At 56.7% G+C, this 15394-nt stretch carries 32 protein-coding genes; 30 read left to right on the forward strand and 2 right to left on the reverse strand.

Translation table 11 applies throughout. The features are described from left to right. Positions 1-699: 699 nt before the first annotated feature. Together P3T25_RS25370 and P3T25_RS25375 are read right to left on the reverse strand one after the other, a co-directional pair. Positions 700-909 (reverse strand): hypothetical protein, encoded by a 210-nt coding sequence (locus P3T25_RS25370; protein ID WP_429359307.1) that lies wholly within the window; start codon positions 907-909, stop codon positions 700-702. Then, positions 899-1384, reverse strand: a complete 486-nt coding sequence (locus P3T25_RS25375) for a hypothetical protein (RefSeq protein ID WP_429359308.1) — start codon at positions 1382-1384, stop codon at positions 899-901. The genes P3T25_RS25370 and P3T25_RS25375 overlap by 11 nt, the downstream gene beginning before the upstream one ends. A gap of 79 nt (positions 1385-1463) precedes the next feature. Between P3T25_RS25375 and P3T25_RS25380 the strand changes: the two genes are divergently transcribed. From P3T25_RS25380 to P3T25_RS25525, 30 genes are all read left to right on the forward strand, one after another. Next, positions 1464-2312: a tyrosine-type recombinase/integrase gene (locus P3T25_RS25380; protein WP_429359309.1), complete on the forward strand. Its 849-nt coding sequence runs from the start codon at positions 1464-1466 to the stop codon at positions 2310-2312. A gap of 87 nt (positions 2313-2399) precedes the next feature. After that, a complete protein-coding gene (locus P3T25_RS25385; protein ID WP_429359310.1) occupies positions 2400-2732 on the forward strand; it encodes a hypothetical protein in 333 nt (110 codons plus the stop codon). Positions 2733-2748: 16 nt separating this feature from the next. Next, positions 2749-3114: a hypothetical protein gene (locus P3T25_RS25390; RefSeq protein ID WP_429359311.1), complete on the forward strand. Its 366-nt coding sequence runs from the start codon at positions 2749-2751 to the stop codon at positions 3112-3114. Positions 3115-3144: 30 nt separating this feature from the next. After that, the gene (locus P3T25_RS25395; RefSeq protein ID WP_429359312.1) at positions 3145-3402 is read left to right on the forward strand and encodes a hypothetical protein; all 258 of its coding nucleotides are present in this window, start codon (positions 3145-3147) and stop codon (positions 3400-3402) included. Between the two features lie 67 nt (positions 3403-3469). Then, positions 3470-3886: a hypothetical protein gene (locus P3T25_RS25400; RefSeq protein WP_429359313.1), complete on the forward strand. Its 417-nt coding sequence runs from the start codon at positions 3470-3472 to the stop codon at positions 3884-3886. A gap of 358 nt (positions 3887-4244) precedes the next feature. Beyond that, a complete protein-coding gene (locus tag P3T25_RS25405; protein WP_429359314.1) occupies positions 4245-5462 on the forward strand; it encodes a hypothetical protein in 1218 nt (405 codons plus the stop codon). Positions 5463-5541: 79 nt separating this feature from the next. Further along, entirely contained in the window at positions 5542-5706 is a 165-nt protein-coding gene (locus P3T25_RS25410; protein WP_429359315.1) for a ribosome modulation factor, read from the forward strand. Positions 5707-5747: 41 nt separating this feature from the next. After that, positions 5748-5900: a hypothetical protein gene (locus tag P3T25_RS25415; RefSeq protein ID WP_429359316.1), complete on the forward strand. Its 153-nt coding sequence runs from the start codon at positions 5748-5750 to the stop codon at positions 5898-5900. 15 nt (positions 5901-5915) lie between these two features. Further along, entirely contained in the window at positions 5916-6101 is a 186-nt protein-coding gene (locus P3T25_RS25420) for a hypothetical protein (protein WP_429359317.1), read from the forward strand. Positions 6102-6290: 189 nt separating this feature from the next. Further along, positions 6291-6650: a hypothetical protein gene (locus P3T25_RS25425; protein ID WP_429359318.1), complete on the forward strand. Its 360-nt coding sequence runs from the start codon at positions 6291-6293 to the stop codon at positions 6648-6650. 364 nt (positions 6651-7014) lie between these two features. Further along, the gene (locus tag P3T25_RS25430; protein WP_429359319.1) at positions 7015-7269 is read left to right on the forward strand and encodes a hypothetical protein; all 255 of its coding nucleotides are present in this window, start codon (positions 7015-7017) and stop codon (positions 7267-7269) included. 18 nt (positions 7270-7287) lie between these two features. Then, positions 7288-7575: a hypothetical protein gene (locus tag P3T25_RS25435; protein WP_429359320.1), complete on the forward strand. Its 288-nt coding sequence runs from the start codon at positions 7288-7290 to the stop codon at positions 7573-7575. Positions 7576-7885: 310 nt separating this feature from the next. Next, positions 7886-8158: a hypothetical protein gene (locus tag P3T25_RS25440; protein ID WP_429359321.1), complete on the forward strand. Its 273-nt coding sequence runs from the start codon at positions 7886-7888 to the stop codon at positions 8156-8158. 103 nt (positions 8159-8261) lie between these two features. Next, a complete protein-coding gene (locus tag P3T25_RS25445; RefSeq protein WP_429359322.1) occupies positions 8262-8717 on the forward strand; it encodes a hypothetical protein in 456 nt (151 codons plus the stop codon). 23 nt (positions 8718-8740) lie between these two features. Continuing rightward, positions 8741-9223, forward strand: a complete 483-nt coding sequence (locus P3T25_RS25450) for a hypothetical protein (RefSeq protein WP_429359323.1) — start codon at positions 8741-8743, stop codon at positions 9221-9223. A 77-nt stretch (positions 9224-9300) separates the two neighbouring features. Next, a complete protein-coding gene (locus P3T25_RS25455; RefSeq protein ID WP_429359324.1) occupies positions 9301-9540 on the forward strand; it encodes a hypothetical protein in 240 nt (79 codons plus the stop codon). A gap of 686 nt (positions 9541-10226) precedes the next feature. After that, entirely contained in the window at positions 10227-10586 is a 360-nt protein-coding gene (locus P3T25_RS25460; RefSeq protein WP_429359325.1) for a hypothetical protein, read from the forward strand. 189 nt (positions 10587-10775) lie between these two features. Further along, positions 10776-11087, forward strand: coding sequence for a hypothetical protein (locus tag P3T25_RS25465; protein WP_429359326.1), 312 nt, complete (start codon positions 10776-10778; stop codon positions 11085-11087). 12 nt (positions 11088-11099) lie between these two features. After that, positions 11100-11354 (forward strand): hypothetical protein, encoded by a 255-nt coding sequence (locus tag P3T25_RS25470; protein WP_429359327.1) that lies wholly within the window; start codon positions 11100-11102, stop codon positions 11352-11354. Between the two features lie 323 nt (positions 11355-11677). Next, positions 11678-11926, forward strand: a complete 249-nt coding sequence (locus tag P3T25_RS25475; RefSeq protein WP_429359328.1) for a hypothetical protein — start codon at positions 11678-11680, stop codon at positions 11924-11926. A gap of 15 nt (positions 11927-11941) precedes the next feature. Beyond that, on the forward strand, positions 11942-12328 hold the full coding sequence (locus P3T25_RS25480; protein WP_429359329.1) for a hypothetical protein: 387 nt from the start codon (positions 11942-11944) through the stop codon (positions 12326-12328). A 19-nt stretch (positions 12329-12347) separates the two neighbouring features. Next, positions 12348-12560 carry a hypothetical protein gene (locus tag P3T25_RS25485; protein WP_429359330.1) on the forward strand — a complete coding sequence of 71 codons (213 nt, stop codon included), beginning with the start codon at positions 12348-12350 and terminating at the stop codon, positions 12558-12560. Positions 12561-12690: 130 nt separating this feature from the next. Beyond that, on the forward strand, positions 12691-12873 hold the full coding sequence (locus P3T25_RS25490; RefSeq protein WP_429359331.1) for a hypothetical protein: 183 nt from the start codon (positions 12691-12693) through the stop codon (positions 12871-12873). Positions 12874-12936: 63 nt separating this feature from the next. Next, complete coding sequence (locus tag P3T25_RS25495) at positions 12937-13281, forward strand: hypothetical protein (protein WP_429359332.1); 345 nt, start codon at positions 12937-12939, stop codon at positions 13279-13281. A 34-nt stretch (positions 13282-13315) separates the two neighbouring features. Next, positions 13316-13513: a hypothetical protein gene (locus P3T25_RS25500; RefSeq protein WP_429359333.1), complete on the forward strand. Its 198-nt coding sequence runs from the start codon at positions 13316-13318 to the stop codon at positions 13511-13513. Between the two features lie 103 nt (positions 13514-13616). Then, positions 13617-13994 carry a hypothetical protein gene (locus P3T25_RS25505; RefSeq protein WP_429359334.1) on the forward strand — a complete coding sequence of 126 codons (378 nt, stop codon included), beginning with the start codon at positions 13617-13619 and terminating at the stop codon, positions 13992-13994. Positions 13995-14018: 24 nt separating this feature from the next. After that, the gene (locus P3T25_RS25510) at positions 14019-14306 is read left to right on the forward strand and encodes a hypothetical protein (protein ID WP_429359335.1); all 288 of its coding nucleotides are present in this window, start codon (positions 14019-14021) and stop codon (positions 14304-14306) included. Between the two features lie 41 nt (positions 14307-14347). Then, positions 14348-14575, forward strand: coding sequence for a hypothetical protein (locus P3T25_RS25515; protein WP_429359336.1), 228 nt, complete (start codon positions 14348-14350; stop codon positions 14573-14575). 18 nt (positions 14576-14593) lie between these two features. After that, entirely contained in the window at positions 14594-14875 is a 282-nt protein-coding gene (locus P3T25_RS25520; protein ID WP_429359337.1) for a hypothetical protein, read from the forward strand. A 44-nt stretch (positions 14876-14919) separates the two neighbouring features. Further along, positions 14920-15201: a hypothetical protein gene (locus P3T25_RS25525; RefSeq protein ID WP_429359338.1), complete on the forward strand. Its 282-nt coding sequence runs from the start codon at positions 14920-14922 to the stop codon at positions 15199-15201. Positions 15202-15394 lie beyond the last annotated feature (193 nt).

Consider the following 15394-nt stretch of genomic DNA (forward strand, 5'->3'; position numbering starts at 1 on the left):
TGCATTTTTTGTTTCGAATAACAGGCGAGGCTAGACGGTGCGCTCAAGGCTCGCCACCCTCCTTCATGGTGCGAAGGCCGGGGTAGTAGACGTCACATCGTTCCCACACTGACGCGTCTTTTTTCGGGCAATCGGATATGCGCGCGGCAAGGTCGGGAAGCGGAAAGTCCTCGCCATGCGAAGCAACCAGCTTCGACAGGCTATACCGTCCGCGTCGCTCGCAACGCGTGCAGGCCACGTCGAGATGACTCGCGCGAGCCGCCACTTGCCCCAGGGTAACGCATCCCTTTTTCATCGACCCAATGTGAGTATTCAACCGAGTGCCAGGAACAGCCCAATGCTCGCCCGACACATTACCGGAGAAGGAATAAAAAAAGGCCAGCATATTCGCTGGCCTGCAAAAAGTCCCGGCATTTTTGGTTGGCCGTACCGGAACCTGAGAGACACGCAGGATAGCCGGGATCGGCGCGGGTCAATCTGCCGAAATGGTGCCGTTCCCCGCCGCTAAGCGCGTTTTCGGTACACCGGTATGCGTGCTACCCGCGAATTCGCATCACGGATACCCCGTGACCGGTTCACGAATCACGGATTCATGCCCGCGTTTTCCAGTGCGCAGTCGAAAGCACAAATACAAAAAGCCCGCAAAGGGCTTTTTGTGTGCTGGATATACGGTTGTCCCGTCGCTCGCAGCAGCAGGCGTTAGCCGTTCTCTGCAAGCGCTTTTTCGAGAGCCGCGACCGCCCACGCTGGACACTCGCGCGAGCTGGCCTTTGCCGGATCGTTCAGCCATGAACGCACTGCACGCACCGAGCAGGGCCGCTGCGTCTGTTCACAGATCAGCGCCGCACTCACTGCCTGCGTGATGCCGTGGTCGGCAAGCAGTTGTTGGAAACGCTCCCTATTGCCCATTGTTCCCATCGTCCGCAACGACCACCATCATGTCGCCCTGTGCCGGTACTTCCAGCAGCGAACGAACCTGATGGTTGATCTTTCTGTCGAATTCATCCACGACGCCAGAAGGATAGGCACCCAGGTACATGCAGAAGGCAACCACGATCATGGAGACCAACGAACCGGCCCCGAGCATCCAGCAGATTGCGTGATTCACTTCGGCGGGCGTAGCCTGCCTCATTGCAGTGATAAAGTCGGTCACGTTCGACGGCCCGAGAACTTCGCACATCAGCAACGCGACAAACCAGAAAACCGGCACCTGGAGAATCGAACGGGCGAGGAAGGCGTAGGCGACGCAAATGTAGTTCCACGCCTGTCCAAGATACAGCCGTCGATCCGCGCGCACGTCCTTGACGATCTTGTTGTACACATCGGCGGGCAGCGTGCCGACCTCGATTTTGTTCACGTACACCCGCGCCACAGCATTAGTCATGGAAGCCCCGAGATTGGTTGGATTTTCGAGTAGGCACATGTGCCTATCCGTAGACGCATAATAGGCACACGTGCCTATCATGTCAAGCATCCTCGCGAACCTGCCGGTCGGGCCGTTTCGCCTGCCGCTGCGGGCCGACACCGGCACTGCCGGTTTTTCCGAGGAATCGAGGCGGCAAGCCGTGATACGCTTGAAAAAGACCCCGACCAAATCTCTCTCTGAATACGTCCATTGTCCGACCCATTCAGAGGAACACATGCCCCAAGCCGCAGCACTTCGACCGGCTCAAATCCGGCACTTACTCGCCGTCACGTCTGCAACATCGCGCCATCCTGAGCGTGATTGCCTCGTACTCCTGCTAGGTATTACGTGCGGTATGAGAGTCAGCGAAATAGCCCAAATCGAGGTTCAAGACGTGCTATTCCCTTCGGGGGCGATCCGTTCAGAGGTCAGTCTTCGCGCTGCAATCACGAAGGGTTGTCGTCAGCGATGCGTCTACCTCACGCATCCGAAAACCGTTTTGGCGCTGGAGTGCTATTTGAACCATCGCATTTCGCGGGGCATGGGAACCGAGCTATCCGCAGAGCGCTATCGCGGTCTCGCGCCACAAAGTTGCCTAGTACTTGCTGGCAAGGGCCGCAAGTTTGCGATGAACACCAAGCGACGCGTCAACGAAGCCGGGGAGCAGGTTGATTACTCGGCGTGTGACAGCCTCCAATCCCACGTCACAAAGCTCTACAAGGATGCGGGGATACGCGGTGGTTCGTCCCACTCGGGACGCCGTTCGTTCGCCAGCAACCTCGTTGAGCAAGGGCACGACATTGAGACGGTGCAGCAGCTTTTAGGTCATGCGGAACTGGAACACGTTCGGCCCTATCTGGCCGTGTCCGATAGAAAGCTACGGCAGATGTTTTGCGAAGTGTTATGAGAGCCGTCTGATGTTGGCATCCGGCGCGGCCACAGCCGAACATAAATAGGGCTTGACACCGTAACCGGCTACGGTATAATGTGATTCATGATTGGCGCACGCGTGCCGATAACAGGTACAGGGAAAAAGGAACAGGGGCGCGGTATGTACACGAAGAATCAAGATGACTTGTCCGAGTTGAACCGGCTTGTCGCCCGAGATACGGCGAATGCGGAGCCGGTGACTCGGAACGAGCGGCGGCAGATCAAGAAGCGCATACGTGAGCTTCGGGAAAGTCTCTCCGGTGCCGCTGTCGTGTCGTTGCGACAACCGGCCCGCGCCGCGACCAAGAATCACGAAGAACCCAAGCGAGGGAGCGGCTGGCCCTATCTGTTTTTCGGCGTACTGCTTGGCTTGATGTTTCTGGTTTTGATTCGATAACAGAAGGAAAATGACGATGAGAAAAATGACGGAGAAGGTAGCTGAACGCGTAACCAAAGTAGAAGAAGCAGCCGTTCGAAAGAACAAGTGGATTCGGTATGTGGGCTTCGTCGCCGTCATCGGTGCGTTGGAACTGTTGTGGATGTTGCATGACCGCCAGGCGTTCAACTATTTCTGGACGCTCCCGGCGCTTTTTGCTGCTGTCGTGATGGCGACCGGGACGCTGGAGACTGTCGAACCGTCGAGCGATAAGCGATTTGTCATCAAGGCGGCTGGATTCATCGCGACCGTAAGCCTCGTTATCGTCGCCGCGCTCGGCGTGTGCCTTGCACTGATGTCCTTCGATAATCCGATGTCAACTTTGGTGCACGCTTTCCGCTAATGCTGCGGCGACGAAACAAAGGAAAATAAAATGGCGACTTGGTATCGAGTAGCGCGCTTTCACGACGACATTAAGCCCGTCGAGGTCCACAAGGAAAGTGAAAAGACGCTGGAAATCAACAGCGGAGGTTACGTAGGCCGCCGTGCAAAGGTGTCGAACGACGAACAGTTTTTCCCAACCTACGACGAGGCCCGCGACCACCTGTTGCCGAAACTGAAACGGGCGCTGAACGCAAGCCGCAAACGAACTGTCGAGCTTGAACAGGCCATTGCCGCACTGGAATCATAAGCAGCACAAAAGGAAAAGCGCTCGCGCCGGTCTCGCGGGCTAAACAGGAAAAATCAGGCATAAAAAAATGAACAACAACACTATTTCGCAAGTACCTTTTGTGCGGAAGTCCATCGCCGGAATTCTCGCGTGGCTCTCACCAGTAGCGGGCCTGTATACGCTTTTTCTGATTGTCCCAATTGTCCGGGGCGAAGATGGCTACGTTGGTCTGACGATCATTCGCGCGATCACAAATGGAATCGTCTACGTGACAGAACGCGGAATCGGCACCGGAATGAATGCGGCGTTCGGTCAGGCTCCAGACCGGTTCGACGGCTTTGGTCACACCGTCCTGTACTGCGTAGATGGATTCGCAATCTGCGTGCTCGCGGCGTGCGTCGTCATGGCTTCGTGTTTAGCTGCAAGCCGCGCGCTGTCAGTCGGATGGAAGGGGTTTCTGCGGGAAATTCGGACGGTCGGCTTTGTGAAAGCGGTCACGCACTGACCAACCATCGGAAAATCGATATGTCATTTCATTACCTACTGCTGGTCAAGTTTGCCTGCGCAGCACTGAGCTTATGTCTTGCGGTCGCGGCAGTTCGTCGTCGGAAAGTGCGGAGTATCGCGTGGATCGCCGTTGCAGTTACAGTCGTTCCGATGCTGTGTGCTGGCTGGATCGAATGGACTCAATGGAAAGTGGTGCTTCCGAGCGACAAGGTATTTGGGCCGCTTGGCGGCTTCCTTTGGCTTTGCGCCGTGGCCGCGTTGATGGCGAGCAAGCGCCCGCCATCACTACAACACGATTGATCGGAAAATGAACACAGGCCGGTCTGTATGACGGCCCGCAATAACAGGGATAGCACATGCAAAAAGATGCTTCGGGATACGGCGACGGAATCGCCTATGTACGCGTTCAGGAAGGCTTGCACGGCGCGACCATGACGGATGCGGGGCTACGCTTGCCCTACACGCGCGAGGGTCAGTTTGGCGACGCCCGCAACACAAGTCATTGGTCCGTCAACTCCGTTGTTGCGGATCATGCGTATGGCCGCTTCAACGAAAACGCAGACGGCTCGCTGAAAGGCAACATCGTTGTCATTGGCGACCCGCGCGAAATGCCCGTCCCGGCTGGATTGGGTCAGGTCGATACGTGGTTTCGCATGGACGCCACACAGCGGGCCGATGGCTCATTGGATCGCGGCTTGACGGTCGGACACGGCGCGGTAGTCGTTGCACCTAGCGGCTTCAACGTTCCTGACGGCATCAATGTTGTGCGCTATGACGGGGGCCTTGCAGAGCGAAACGCAGCCGTAGAGGGCGTGTTGCGTGACCGGAACATCGAACCGCACCAAGCCGGTATGCGGGGCTGGACGGACGGCCAGAATCACGATGCGTGGGCGGAAAACGTCACGCGAACCCTGTACCCCGGTCAGGAAAAGGATATTCATACCGGGAGCCACGGCGGCAGCGTAGACGAATCGCTCGAAAGCAACTCAAACCGCATTGCCGCGCTAGTGGACAAGTACCGAACCGAACGCCTTCACGCGATGGGCGACGGTTCGGAAGTCCCGCTTGATAGCGTCATTCGTGAAGCAATCACCGAGCAGCGGTCGAAACTGAATGAACTGACCGCATCCCTTCCGGGGCAGGAGTCGGATCGCATCGGCGCGTTCTATGCCGCGCAGTCTGACGCGCTCACCGCGCAGGAAGCAAAGGTTTCGGGAATGTCGCTCAAATGGGAGGCCAGCTTGCGCGAGCTTGACGGCCCCGCAACCGCACTGCCGCCGCCGTTGCCTGGCATGGACAAGTCTGCGTCGATCATCGGCACAGCACTCCCGCCCCCACTTCCGAAGGAAATCGCGGGCGCGACCGTGCAGCAGCAGGCGAAGGGGCAAGACCACCAACAGCAAATGGATCGGTTGAAGGCTATCGGAAGCAATGCACTTCAACAGGCGGGCCGATCCAAGGACGGAGCCGAAAAAGCCGCGCACGCAGTAGAGAAACAGCGAGGCATGGCCGAAGGCGGCAATGCAGATCGCACGCGCGAGCGTGTGAAGACGGGCAATCAATTCGCCCTGTAATCACTGTCCGGTCTGTATGACAGCCCGAACGCAACAAGAACGTCAATCAGCACCACGGAAAATTCGGAAGCGCGCCATCATGGATGAGTTTGAGAGGCAGCAACAAGCCTACGAACGCGGCGAAACGGCATACGCTGCGGGCAAGCTGCGCGACACAAACCCGGAAGCCGACGAACTCCTTCGCGACGCATGGTTTGCAGGATGGGATCGTGCGCGCGAGGTTGATGATAATGAGAGGGGCTGATATGCGGTGCTATTGGCTCACCACCACGGAAAATGACTGCGATGAAATGGTTTGTAGAGATTGTCGAGTACGCGACCGACAAGGTTGAAAAGCGAATCGAGTGCGCAAGCGAGCATCTTGTCGAAAAGACGGACTCGGGCGCGAACCGCAACCTTGACCACGAACATTTTTTCACTCGCGTTGTCAGCGAGTAAGCAACGGAAAATCGCATGTCGAATTATCTTGAGCTAAAAGCACAGCTTGCGACGTTGGAACTCAAGCTGGATTTCGCTCGGGCGAGCGAGAAGGCCACGGCGATTCGTGAGATACGCGCAAAGATGGCCGAGTGGGATATGACAGCCGCTGATCTTCACGACAGCGCGGCTGAGAAGGCACAGGCTCGCGCAAGCAAATAAAACGGAAAATCAGCCAAGGCCGCGTCAGCGGCCTTTGTTTCAGGTATCGCCGGTTCGCGGCGTGTGGCATCGACGCATCTGGCGCAGCAGCCACCCTAATCGGGGAAAGGCTTGACACCGTAACCGGCTACGGTATAATGTGATTCATGATCGGCGCGCGTGTGCCGATAACACGGACAGGAAAAGCTCATGGACTTACTCAATGACCGCGTCTACCCGAGACAACACATCGAGCAATGGCTTGTTGAGCAAGCCAACGTCACTCGGGGAAGTCGAACATGGATGCAAGCGCTCAAGAACGCTGGGGAAACGACCTTGGGCGGCGACACTTATTTATTCGAACGCGTGAGCGACACGCATTACCGGGTACACCGGGCAAATGCTGAGGATGTTGGCGAAGTGATGGCCGTTTTGAACCAAGCTACCTCGTCGCGTGGCGAGCGTTTCCAGATGATCGCGATGGCCTCTGTTGCGGTGATCCTCTGCGCGTTCGGTCTTATTGGGATGACCGTATCGCTTGTTCGTCACTTCATACTCCATAGCTATTAAAGGTCGGAAAAGCGGCGAGGCCGCACGACAAGGAAAACGGAGAAACGATGTCTGATATTGCAAAGAATCTAATCGAAGCTGCTGCGCAGTCCCCGTATGACGCGCCGGATGTTTGGTTGCAAGCGTCCGATTTGCCCCCGCCTCCAGCGCTTGATTGGGCGCATGCCGCAGCACGCGGAATCTTGGAGGACCTGAGAGGACGAAGTGGGGTCGGCAACGAGCTTGAAGCCCTCGATGAAGACGTGCGGACTGAGCTTGTTGAGTCGGTTGCAGACATTATCCGTACAGCCCACTCAGCAGGCTAATTGCTTACACCCCGGAAAAGCGGCTAGGCCGCACGACAAGGAAAACTGTGGAGCTTCATATGAGCGAATTGACACAAGCGGAAAGGAAGTGGGTTCAGGACGTTCAGAAGGTTCTCAACAAATGTCCGTCCGAGCGCATTGGGTTCTACACGATTGGCGATTGCAATGTCAGCCTGTTCGATAAAACCAAGGAGGACCAGATAGCCGCCCGGCAGGATCGCGGCGAGGATTTTGGTCCTGCGGCCACGGCTGTTGGTGCTGTCTTCGATGAGGACTTGCTGTTTCCGAACGGCGTTTACAGTACCGCTGGCTAACACCAAGGAAAATCGGATATGGCTGAAAAAATGGAAATGCCGGTAGGCGAGTGGGCTTTTCGATTGATGTGCAAATTGTTCGCGCTCGGCGTGGCGATTTTGGGCTTCGGTGGTAGTGCGCTGATCTATTTCACTGTCCTTGGCCCACTGATCGACGGCACGCACTACAGCGAGGCCGTTTGTGTAGGAATCGCGCTTATCGCCGCCATGATGTTCGGTTCTGCACCGATGGCCGTAATGGTAGAAAAGGTGCTCTTGCGGCTACTCGGCGGGTTGCAGCCGCTTCCGCGCTCGGACAAACAGTAAGACGGAACGGAAAACAAGGTGATGACTCTGGCTACGATGATTATTTCGATTGCAACGTTGCTTACGTTACTGGCCGCGATGAGTGTTGCGCTAGTGAATCGTTGGCACGGGGAGCATTTTTCCTCGGCTGTGGAGCGCAGAAAGGTCATGGAAGCGGACGGACAAGAGCGCGATCACTATTCATTCTCGGCTTCTCGCTCGAATACGTTTATCGGCCACACCGTGGGGCGAGCCTACATCGCAGTCGCGGCAGTTCGCTATGACCGCTTGATGCGCAAGCATCGACCGGCCACAAGCGCATAGGAAAAAGATGAATAGCCAGCGACGCAAGGCCATCGAAGCAATCAGGGCAAAAATCGAAATCCTTCATGGTGACTTAGACGGTCTGATGAGTGACCTGGACCAAGAGCGGGCAGACGAACAGGGGGCCTTTGATAACCTCTCCGAAGGTTTGCAGCAGAGCGAGAAAGGTCAGAAGATCGAGGCCGCAGCCGATGAACTTCAAAACGCCGTTGATTCCCTTGATAGCGCCATGTCGTCACTAACCGAAGCAGTGGACCACATCAACACCGCAAGCGAATAACCACGGAAAATTGTCGGCGCGTGAGCGTCCTGCACCGGCCAGTAGCCGGAACCACCACTTACGGAAAATAGATCGAATGAACAAGAGCAAACTGATTGCGTCCATGTTGGCGATTGCCGCCACGTTCGGCACCGCGCACGCTTCACAGGTCATGGACGCATCTTGTCCCATCGAGAACAGCGGCACGTTTGGTGAAACCGCCACGCACAAAGCGGTGGTCTGTGCGAACGACAAATGGCAAGACCCGGCATCGCTGCCAATGACCGGCCTCCGCGTCGAAGAATTCGATGCGGGTAAGCAGACCCGGAGTATCGAGACGATGCAGACACTTGGCGTCCGCAGCGTCCACCAGTCCAGCGACGGGCAGAACCTCTTTGCGGTGATCGCGACCGTTGCATCCATCAACCCGGATAACACCGCGCACGTTGTAATGGACCTGGACGAAGGCCGCGTGAATCATCACATCGACACCACCGTGGCGCTCTCCGCTCCGACGATTGTTGCCAAGAGCGAGGACGGACACGAATACCGCATGACCGTTAAGCGCATCGGGTCGTAAATCGGAAAATCAAGGAACTAAAAATGTCGGAAGCGACCTTGTTCCACAGCACGCCCATCGAAAACCTTGAGGCTATCCTACGAGAAGGCCTGCTTGCTGCAAAGAGCGAAGCGATTGAGTGCGGCATTTTTTTGACCAACGTTAAACCCGTCAGCAGCGAGAACTTCGTCGCGTTTGAGATTGATGCACGCGGCCTAGAACTCAATGAGGACTGGACCACGGCACCGGATCAGGAAGGCGAAAAGTGGTTTGTCGTGTACGACGATATTCCGCCATCGCAGATCGTGGCCGCCCATGTCGGTTCGGATCGGAAACTGCTGGAAATGTCGGAGAACGCAGGGCAGGTCCATCAACAGCCAATGCAACAGTTGAAGGCCATCGAGCAAAAAGCGGTTCAACAGACCGGTCCCGCGAGAGAGTATTTGAGCGTGGAAAAGGCCCCTGCCGTAGCTGGTAAAGCAGCCGGATCGCGAGAGCGCGAATCACGTCCCGATCTAGCTATGTAATTGAACACGTCGCCGGTCTTTATGACGCCCCACACAGACAATCGCAGCAGACTCACCAAACAACGGAAAATTACGCCATGAGCAACGAAAACGATGATCTGTTGAAGGCCGCTCAAACCGGACACCCTGGCGGGCGCACTTCGCTCGCGCAGAGCGACACTGTTGGGCACACCGCCACTATCGGACCCACGGGCAGCGGCAAGACGTGGTTCCTGGAAAGCCTGCTGGAAAGCCGCAAGGTGAACAGCAGGGCGGCAGTCAGAGCGGCGCAGACGCCGAGCGCGCCTTACTACCGCCAATTCGATAAACGTAAGTAGGCCGGAAAATCGGAAAACTCGACACTTCTGTACCTACCGCTGAAGTTGATTCTTGGTACAACGGGCGCGGTGTTGCCACCACTTTCGAATCGATAGAGGCGTTGATGGGTAAGCGTAAGTACACCCTTGGGGACATGCAGAAGCTCGCCGAGAAACACGGTGGCCGATGTTTGGCAAGCGAATACCACAGCTCGGGGCGCAAGCTACCTTGGCGTTGCTCAATCGGCCATGAATGGGAAACCACGGCTGACAAGGTAATTGAGGGTCATTGGTGCCCGAGGTGCGCCGTCACACAGGGCGGACAGCGTAGACGGCGCTACTCGCTTGATGACATGCGGACGCTAGCCGCCGCGCGCGGTGGTGCTTGCCTGTCGGCGTCGTATCACGTGAGACGCGACAAACTCTTATGGCGCTGCGCGAAAGGACATGAGTGGATCGCGGAAGCTGGATCAGTAATCGATGGGAAATGGTGTCGTGTCTGTTCGTTGAACACACACACACTTGACGCAATGAAGATGCTCGCCCGCGACAAAGGCGGGGAATGCCTGTCAACGGCGTACCGGAGTGGTAAAGACAGGCTCCGATGGCGGTGTGCCGCTGGACACGAATGGACTGCTTTCGCGACCACTGTTATCTCTGGCGGTTGGTGCGCCAAGTGCGTAAGCCTGTCTCAGAGGAAGTACACCTTGGGCGTACTGCGCGAACGTGCCAGACAGAAAGGCGGCACGGTTCTTAGCTGTATCGATCAACCGGACAGTGCGTCTATTGCCACTGGCGACAAATATCAGTTCAGGTGTTTCGATGGGCACGAGTGGTCAGCAAGGGCGGACGGTGTTATACGTGGGAAATGGTGTAGCGAATGTCGTTATGAAGCGATGCGGCTCGGCAGGAATGCCAAATCCGTCATCCGTGGAATTGCGATTGACGTTCAATCCGGCATCGTGGCAAAGCGCCGAACGCAGGTAATCACCGAGGTCATGAAGGCGATCAGCGGCGGCGACCTACCAACGTTAGACACCCCCATCTTTGACGACAACCCGAAATGATGTTCGATCCCGAGTGTTGCGTGGCTCGACACACGATTGCCGTTCGGAAACGGCACGCGTGGCGAAGTGCATCTTTGCGAGGCGAAGCTGAAAGAGCTTGGCCTTGAGGACGAAAGCTGCGCAACGAAGCGTCGTTGTCGCAGCTACGAGCCGGTAACGGTCAAGAACTGAAATAACGGAAAACAGAATATGCCTATTAGCTTGTTGGAAATGGCCCGTTCGGCACTCGCTCGCGGTGATGCTCGCCCGTTCGATGCAAGTCAAGAATGGCATCGGGAAAATTGGCACAACGACCCGGCAGAAAATCCGCCGCCCGCCGATGATTGGGCACATCGAGCCGCGCGTGGGATTGTTGATGAACTGAGTGACGACCACGGCGCTTTGCTCGAAGATGCCCTTCATCTGGAGAGGATCGGGGAAGAAGATCGACGTGCCATTGTTGAGACGATGGCTGCAATCATCCGGCAAGCCTGGCAAGAACGCGACGCCAAGCAGGCATAGGAAAATCGGATTATGAAAAAGCTGACATTGGTATCCGGTGGTTCTCCGCCCGCGAAGGGCAGAAAGCTAGCGGGCGCACGTCGCCTTGCCGCATTGGTCTTAGTGCTGGCGATGGTTCTTATGCTCTACCTCATGGCGCATTGGGCGCTGACTGAAAGCGATCCGATTCTAAGGGCCTTCGCCGCACTTGGATTTCTGGCATGCGTGGCGGCGACCGTTATTCCGGTCGCAATGTCGCTGCGCCGATGGTTTCAGTCTGCACGCTAAAAAGATCGGAAAATCGGGGAAACGCATGCTCTCGTTGATACGTGAAGTTCTGCAAGCGGGTTCATTAGAAGACCGCCTTTACTTCGTGGGGTACAAAGGGCTTTGCCTGTCACGTCGTCTCCGCAGGCTCCTCGCGGGAAGCGCATGGCATCGAGCGTGGCTGTCTGGATACATGGGCATGTACGAGGAAGACGGAAAGCCGTTCGGGGTCTGTGATCGGCAGTGGCATCAGTATCGAAGCAGGAATGCCCCGACTAGTGTTGCAATCAAGGTTCTGCGTGTCGTTCTTCGCCCACACGCCCATTAACCACGGAAAATTGACCATGCCAACCGAAAAATTGTCCGCGACGCAACTAGCCCGGAAGTGCTACACATCGACGGGCGAAATCCAGAAGAAACTCATTCACCTCGGGTACATCGAGGTCCACAGCGGATTGCACTACTTCACGGCGCTAGGCCGAAGCGTTGGCGGCGAATACCGGAAGAATCACCCCGGCGCGAGCGATGCGGACGGACACATGGTATGGCCTATTGACCTACCGCTAGAGGCGGATGCTCCGTCCTGCCAGTAACCAACGGAAAATCAGATGAGCGAACGATTGCGTGCCCTTGGCCTTGAGCGTGCAAAATCAGACGCGGATCGTGCGCGCGTGCTTGGCGCAATCCGCCGCTTTGCCGAGTCGATTGGCGACGCAGCACTGGTAGCCGAGGTTCAGGCCGTCATGCCAGCGGCAAACCCCTTTGTGCCGCCCGAAACGTGGCGAGTGAAGTACGAGGAAGGCTTCGCGGTCGAGGCCGACGAGGGGCGCGGAACGTATATCGAAGAATCGGAGCGCTACGCTATCGAGTATTGGCAGATGTTGAGTGATGCGGAGCGACAGACCCGCATCGAAGCGCCATCGTTGGGATATGACGATGGCCGCAAGGACGCCGATGGTCTCAATTCCGTGGACACCACGACCGAACCGAATTGACGAAGGAAAATCGCACTCCATGAACAAGCGACAACTTGCAAGAGCCGTGCGCCTCTATGGCCTCGCGATGCTGTCAAATCAAGACTGCGGCGGGGCAGAGTCGGAGGACGAACGGGCGGTGATGTTAGGGGCGATTGACGCTGCTGGTGACGCGCTTCGCCGCCTGGGATACACACCGACCGAACTGCTTACCATCGGCCAGTGCATCGAGGCCGCTGCGCGCAAACAATAGACCGGAAAATCGCCCAAGGCCGCGTCAGCGGCCTTTATTTCGAGCCGGGGGAAAGGCTTGACACCGTAACCGGCTACGGTACAATGTGATTCATGGTCGGCGCACGTGTGCCGATAACAAGGGGATGACGATGACAACTGCGCAAAAGCCCGTGAAGAACATGAACTGGCACGATGACGTCAATATTTACTACGACGCCGATTCGGGAGGGCACGTGTTTGAACTGCGCACCATCGACGGTTGGGTGAGACAAGGTGTGTGGGGCGACGCCGCTATGGCGCACGAAGCCGCAGCCAAGGCGCTAGGGCTGTAACGGCGATTCGAATACTAGGAAAAGCGCTCGCGCCGTTCGCGAGCCACACAGGAAAACAGGACGATGAAAAAACTGATATTCATGCTCGCCTTGGCGAACGTAGCAACCGGCGCGATGGCAATGGACGTAGGCGGCGTCAGCGACGGCGGCGCATACGATGCTGAAGTTGCTCGGATCGTGGCGAGCGCCCCGGTGAATCATCCCGTTACGGTCATTACGCTTTCTAGTACAACGCTTCCGGGGACCGGCCTCGCAGCCACTACGCGCCCGGTTGTCGCGCAACCGATTCGGGTTGTCGATGGTGGCGTGAAAACGCCGGACGGGACGTGCTTTGACCTTGATGCTCAAGGCAACGTCAAACCTCTGAGCGGCAATTGCGTAGTGCTTCGTTCGGTGGATTCGCATTAACTCACCCCGGAAAATCATGGGAACGAGGACAAATATGATGGAAACGAACGAAGCCAACTGCGACGACTCGCGTAACGGCGTGCAGTTGAATAGTGGCTTGGGAGCACCGGAGAAAATCGCTCTTACCACCTTGATCCTCTTTTTCGGTGTCTCCGCGTTTGTGTACATCGCGAATCACGGTGCATTCATATTCTGGAAGGGCATCTTAGCTGGATTTTTTAAGCCTGATTGACCGTGCGGGTAATCGCCAACCACGCGCCCGCTACGGCGGGCCTCTCAGATCGGAAAAGCGCTCGCGGACTGCGCGGGTTAAACAGAGGAAAACGGGCTGACGGATGAAAACTGGCATTCGCATGACAATGTATTGGCTGTTCCTGTGTGGGACGTTATTTTCGGCAAGCGCAATGGCGTTTACTTCCCAATGCCCTTCCGAAGAGGCCGAACTGAGAACGGGCGGCATCGCATTCTCCGTTCCCCCAAAAACGGCGGCGGACGAGCGGCACTACGCGGCGGAACTATGCCGCATGGCGAGGCACAGCTACGGCACGGTTTTCGTTGACGCCAAGGGATGCTACTGGACGGTTAGGGAAGATTGGGCGGGCAAGCCTGAACTTGAGGAAGCTCGCGGTGTGAATTTTCAGCAACTTTGTGATGCTCGCCTTTCCTCCGCATCAATTTCTATCCATTCGTTCGACCGGTCGCGAGGCCGGTAAGACTGCTGATCGCAACCGAAAATTATGAAGACACTGACAAACGATTATCCGCGCGCCGTCGAGATTGCTGGCGGGCTGTTCGCTGTGGAGCTATCCGCTGGCGGTTGGACCGTCGCTGATGGTCTTGGCATCGTGCATTGCGAGCCGGATGCAACCGAGCTTGCAGGCTGGCACGTTCCCGTCCGCTTTGAGAGCGAGCAAGCGGCGATTACGGCCATTCACACGGGGCCGTCCGCGTGGTTCGATATTGCTGCTGATTCTGTGTGGGTGAAGCACTGCCTACAGGCGGGTGGCACTGCCATCACCGCATAGTAAATCGGAAAACGGAAAAGCCGTCCTTTTCAGAGGGAAGCATGGAATCTAAATTCACGAAGGGCTTAGCGGTACTGATAGTCGGGTTGCTCATTTGCATCGGCGCTATGGCCGAGTTTTTGATCGCATTCTCGGACAACGACGGCTATATCTCGCATTGGCTTTTCGGCTTGGCGCTCGCGATCCCCGGCGCATTCATCAGCGCTTGGGGTATGAGGCTTGAGCGGGAGCGGCGAGTAAAGCTGACGGTCATCAACGGCGGGAAGTAGCGGAAAAGGACATTCACCATGTATGACATTCTTGAAGTACTGTTTTTCCACCAGGACGGCAACGACAAGCGTACCGCGCTGGACAACCTGAACGAGACGTTCGACGGTGATTTCGAGGTCGAACAACATGAGTTCGTGGACGAATCGCGCCAGGTGATCCGCATCATCGCCACAACGGAACAATTCGAGTCGGCTACCGACTTCGAGGCACATCTACGCGAGCTTGCTGACGAAGATGAATTTCAATGGAAACTCATAGGAGCGGTGCCAGTCGGGCAGTCCGAAACCGAGTTGGTCTAACAGGACGGAAAATCACACTCCATGAAGAAACGGATTTTGATGACATGAAGAAATTAGCTTTGATGCTCACGCTGGCGAGCGTGACAATAGCCAACGCATTCGCGCAGAACCACTCGGCGCAATGTAGCCCCGCTGCACTTTCTTACCGGCTGACGACGCCCGCAGCGTTGCTACACGATCAATGTGGCCGCGATGCTGCTTGCGCAAAAAAATTTGTTTCGGATGCGGTCCCTAGCGCGGGCCTTGATCTCTCCGCATGTTCGGAACCCGAGCGGGCAGCGATCAACGATTATGTGGTCAAGGATGCACTGACTTACGGCCAGTAGCTACCCAAACATACCGGAAAATCACCCTTGGGCCGCGTCAGCGGCCTTTATTTCAGGTGTTGCCGGTTCGCGGCGGGCTGCGTTTGGTGCAGCAGCTACCCGTTCCGGGGAAAGGCTTGACACCGTAACCGGCTACGGTACAATGTAATTCATGGTCGGCGCGCGTGTGCCGATATAGCGAAGGGGAGTGGTG

Origin of the sequence: Paraburkholderia sp. GAS32 (assembly GCF_050434225.1) — a bacterium.
Lineage (GTDB): Bacteria > Pseudomonadota > Gammaproteobacteria > Burkholderiales > Burkholderiaceae > Paraburkholderia > Paraburkholderia madseniana.

What these genes read in the sequence shown, in the direction of transcription:
- P3T25_RS25370 (WP_429359307.1), bottom strand. Translation starts at nt 909, where the DNA reads ATGGGCAATAGGGAGCGTTTCCAACAACTGCTTGCCGACCACGGCATC.
- P3T25_RS25375 (WP_429359308.1), bottom strand. Translation starts at nt 1,384, where the DNA reads ATGACTAATGCTGTGGCGCGGGTGTACGTGAACAAAATCGAGGTCGGC.
- P3T25_RS25380 (WP_429359309.1), top strand. Translation starts at nt 1,464, where the DNA reads ATGTCAAGCATCCTCGCGAACCTGCCGGTCGGGCCGTTTCGCCTGCCG.
- P3T25_RS25385 (WP_429359310.1), top strand. Translation starts at nt 2,400, where the DNA reads ATGATTGGCGCACGCGTGCCGATAACAGGTACAGGGAAAAAGGAACAG.
- P3T25_RS25390 (WP_429359311.1), top strand. Translation starts at nt 2,749, where the DNA reads ATGAGAAAAATGACGGAGAAGGTAGCTGAACGCGTAACCAAAGTAGAA.
- P3T25_RS25395 (WP_429359312.1), top strand. Translation starts at nt 3,145, where the DNA reads ATGGCGACTTGGTATCGAGTAGCGCGCTTTCACGACGACATTAAGCCC.
- P3T25_RS25400 (WP_429359313.1), top strand. Translation starts at nt 3,470, where the DNA reads ATGAACAACAACACTATTTCGCAAGTACCTTTTGTGCGGAAGTCCATC.
- P3T25_RS25405 (WP_429359314.1), top strand. Translation starts at nt 4,245, where the DNA reads ATGCAAAAAGATGCTTCGGGATACGGCGACGGAATCGCCTATGTACGC.
- P3T25_RS25410 (WP_429359315.1), top strand. Translation starts at nt 5,542, where the DNA reads ATGGATGAGTTTGAGAGGCAGCAACAAGCCTACGAACGCGGCGAAACG.
- P3T25_RS25415 (WP_429359316.1), top strand. Translation starts at nt 5,748, where the DNA reads ATGAAATGGTTTGTAGAGATTGTCGAGTACGCGACCGACAAGGTTGAA.
- P3T25_RS25420 (WP_429359317.1), top strand. Translation starts at nt 5,916, where the DNA reads ATGTCGAATTATCTTGAGCTAAAAGCACAGCTTGCGACGTTGGAACTC.
- P3T25_RS25425 (WP_429359318.1), top strand. Translation starts at nt 6,291, where the DNA reads ATGGACTTACTCAATGACCGCGTCTACCCGAGACAACACATCGAGCAA.
- P3T25_RS25430 (WP_429359319.1), top strand. Translation starts at nt 7,015, where the DNA reads ATGAGCGAATTGACACAAGCGGAAAGGAAGTGGGTTCAGGACGTTCAG.
- P3T25_RS25435 (WP_429359320.1), top strand. Translation starts at nt 7,288, where the DNA reads ATGGCTGAAAAAATGGAAATGCCGGTAGGCGAGTGGGCTTTTCGATTG.
- P3T25_RS25440 (WP_429359321.1), top strand. Translation starts at nt 7,886, where the DNA reads ATGAATAGCCAGCGACGCAAGGCCATCGAAGCAATCAGGGCAAAAATC.
- P3T25_RS25445 (WP_429359322.1), top strand. Translation starts at nt 8,262, where the DNA reads ATGTTGGCGATTGCCGCCACGTTCGGCACCGCGCACGCTTCACAGGTC.
- P3T25_RS25450 (WP_429359323.1), top strand. Translation starts at nt 8,741, where the DNA reads ATGTCGGAAGCGACCTTGTTCCACAGCACGCCCATCGAAAACCTTGAG.
- P3T25_RS25455 (WP_429359324.1), top strand. Translation starts at nt 9,301, where the DNA reads ATGAGCAACGAAAACGATGATCTGTTGAAGGCCGCTCAAACCGGACAC.
- P3T25_RS25465 (WP_429359326.1), top strand. Translation starts at nt 10,776, where the DNA reads ATGCCTATTAGCTTGTTGGAAATGGCCCGTTCGGCACTCGCTCGCGGT.
- P3T25_RS25470 (WP_429359327.1), top strand. Translation starts at nt 11,100, where the DNA reads ATGAAAAAGCTGACATTGGTATCCGGTGGTTCTCCGCCCGCGAAGGGC.
- P3T25_RS25475 (WP_429359328.1), top strand. Translation starts at nt 11,678, where the DNA reads ATGCCAACCGAAAAATTGTCCGCGACGCAACTAGCCCGGAAGTGCTAC.
- P3T25_RS25480 (WP_429359329.1), top strand. Translation starts at nt 11,942, where the DNA reads ATGAGCGAACGATTGCGTGCCCTTGGCCTTGAGCGTGCAAAATCAGAC.
- P3T25_RS25485 (WP_429359330.1), top strand. Translation starts at nt 12,348, where the DNA reads ATGAACAAGCGACAACTTGCAAGAGCCGTGCGCCTCTATGGCCTCGCG.
- P3T25_RS25490 (WP_429359331.1), top strand. Translation starts at nt 12,691, where the DNA reads ATGACAACTGCGCAAAAGCCCGTGAAGAACATGAACTGGCACGATGAC.
- P3T25_RS25495 (WP_429359332.1), top strand. Translation starts at nt 12,937, where the DNA reads ATGAAAAAACTGATATTCATGCTCGCCTTGGCGAACGTAGCAACCGGC.
- P3T25_RS25500 (WP_429359333.1), top strand. Translation starts at nt 13,316, where the DNA reads ATGATGGAAACGAACGAAGCCAACTGCGACGACTCGCGTAACGGCGTG.
- P3T25_RS25505 (WP_429359334.1), top strand. Translation starts at nt 13,617, where the DNA reads ATGAAAACTGGCATTCGCATGACAATGTATTGGCTGTTCCTGTGTGGG.
- P3T25_RS25510 (WP_429359335.1), top strand. Translation starts at nt 14,019, where the DNA reads ATGAAGACACTGACAAACGATTATCCGCGCGCCGTCGAGATTGCTGGC.
- P3T25_RS25515 (WP_429359336.1), top strand. Translation starts at nt 14,348, where the DNA reads ATGGAATCTAAATTCACGAAGGGCTTAGCGGTACTGATAGTCGGGTTG.
- P3T25_RS25520 (WP_429359337.1), top strand. Translation starts at nt 14,594, where the DNA reads ATGTATGACATTCTTGAAGTACTGTTTTTCCACCAGGACGGCAACGAC.
- P3T25_RS25525 (WP_429359338.1), top strand. Translation starts at nt 14,920, where the DNA reads ATGAAGAAATTAGCTTTGATGCTCACGCTGGCGAGCGTGACAATAGCC.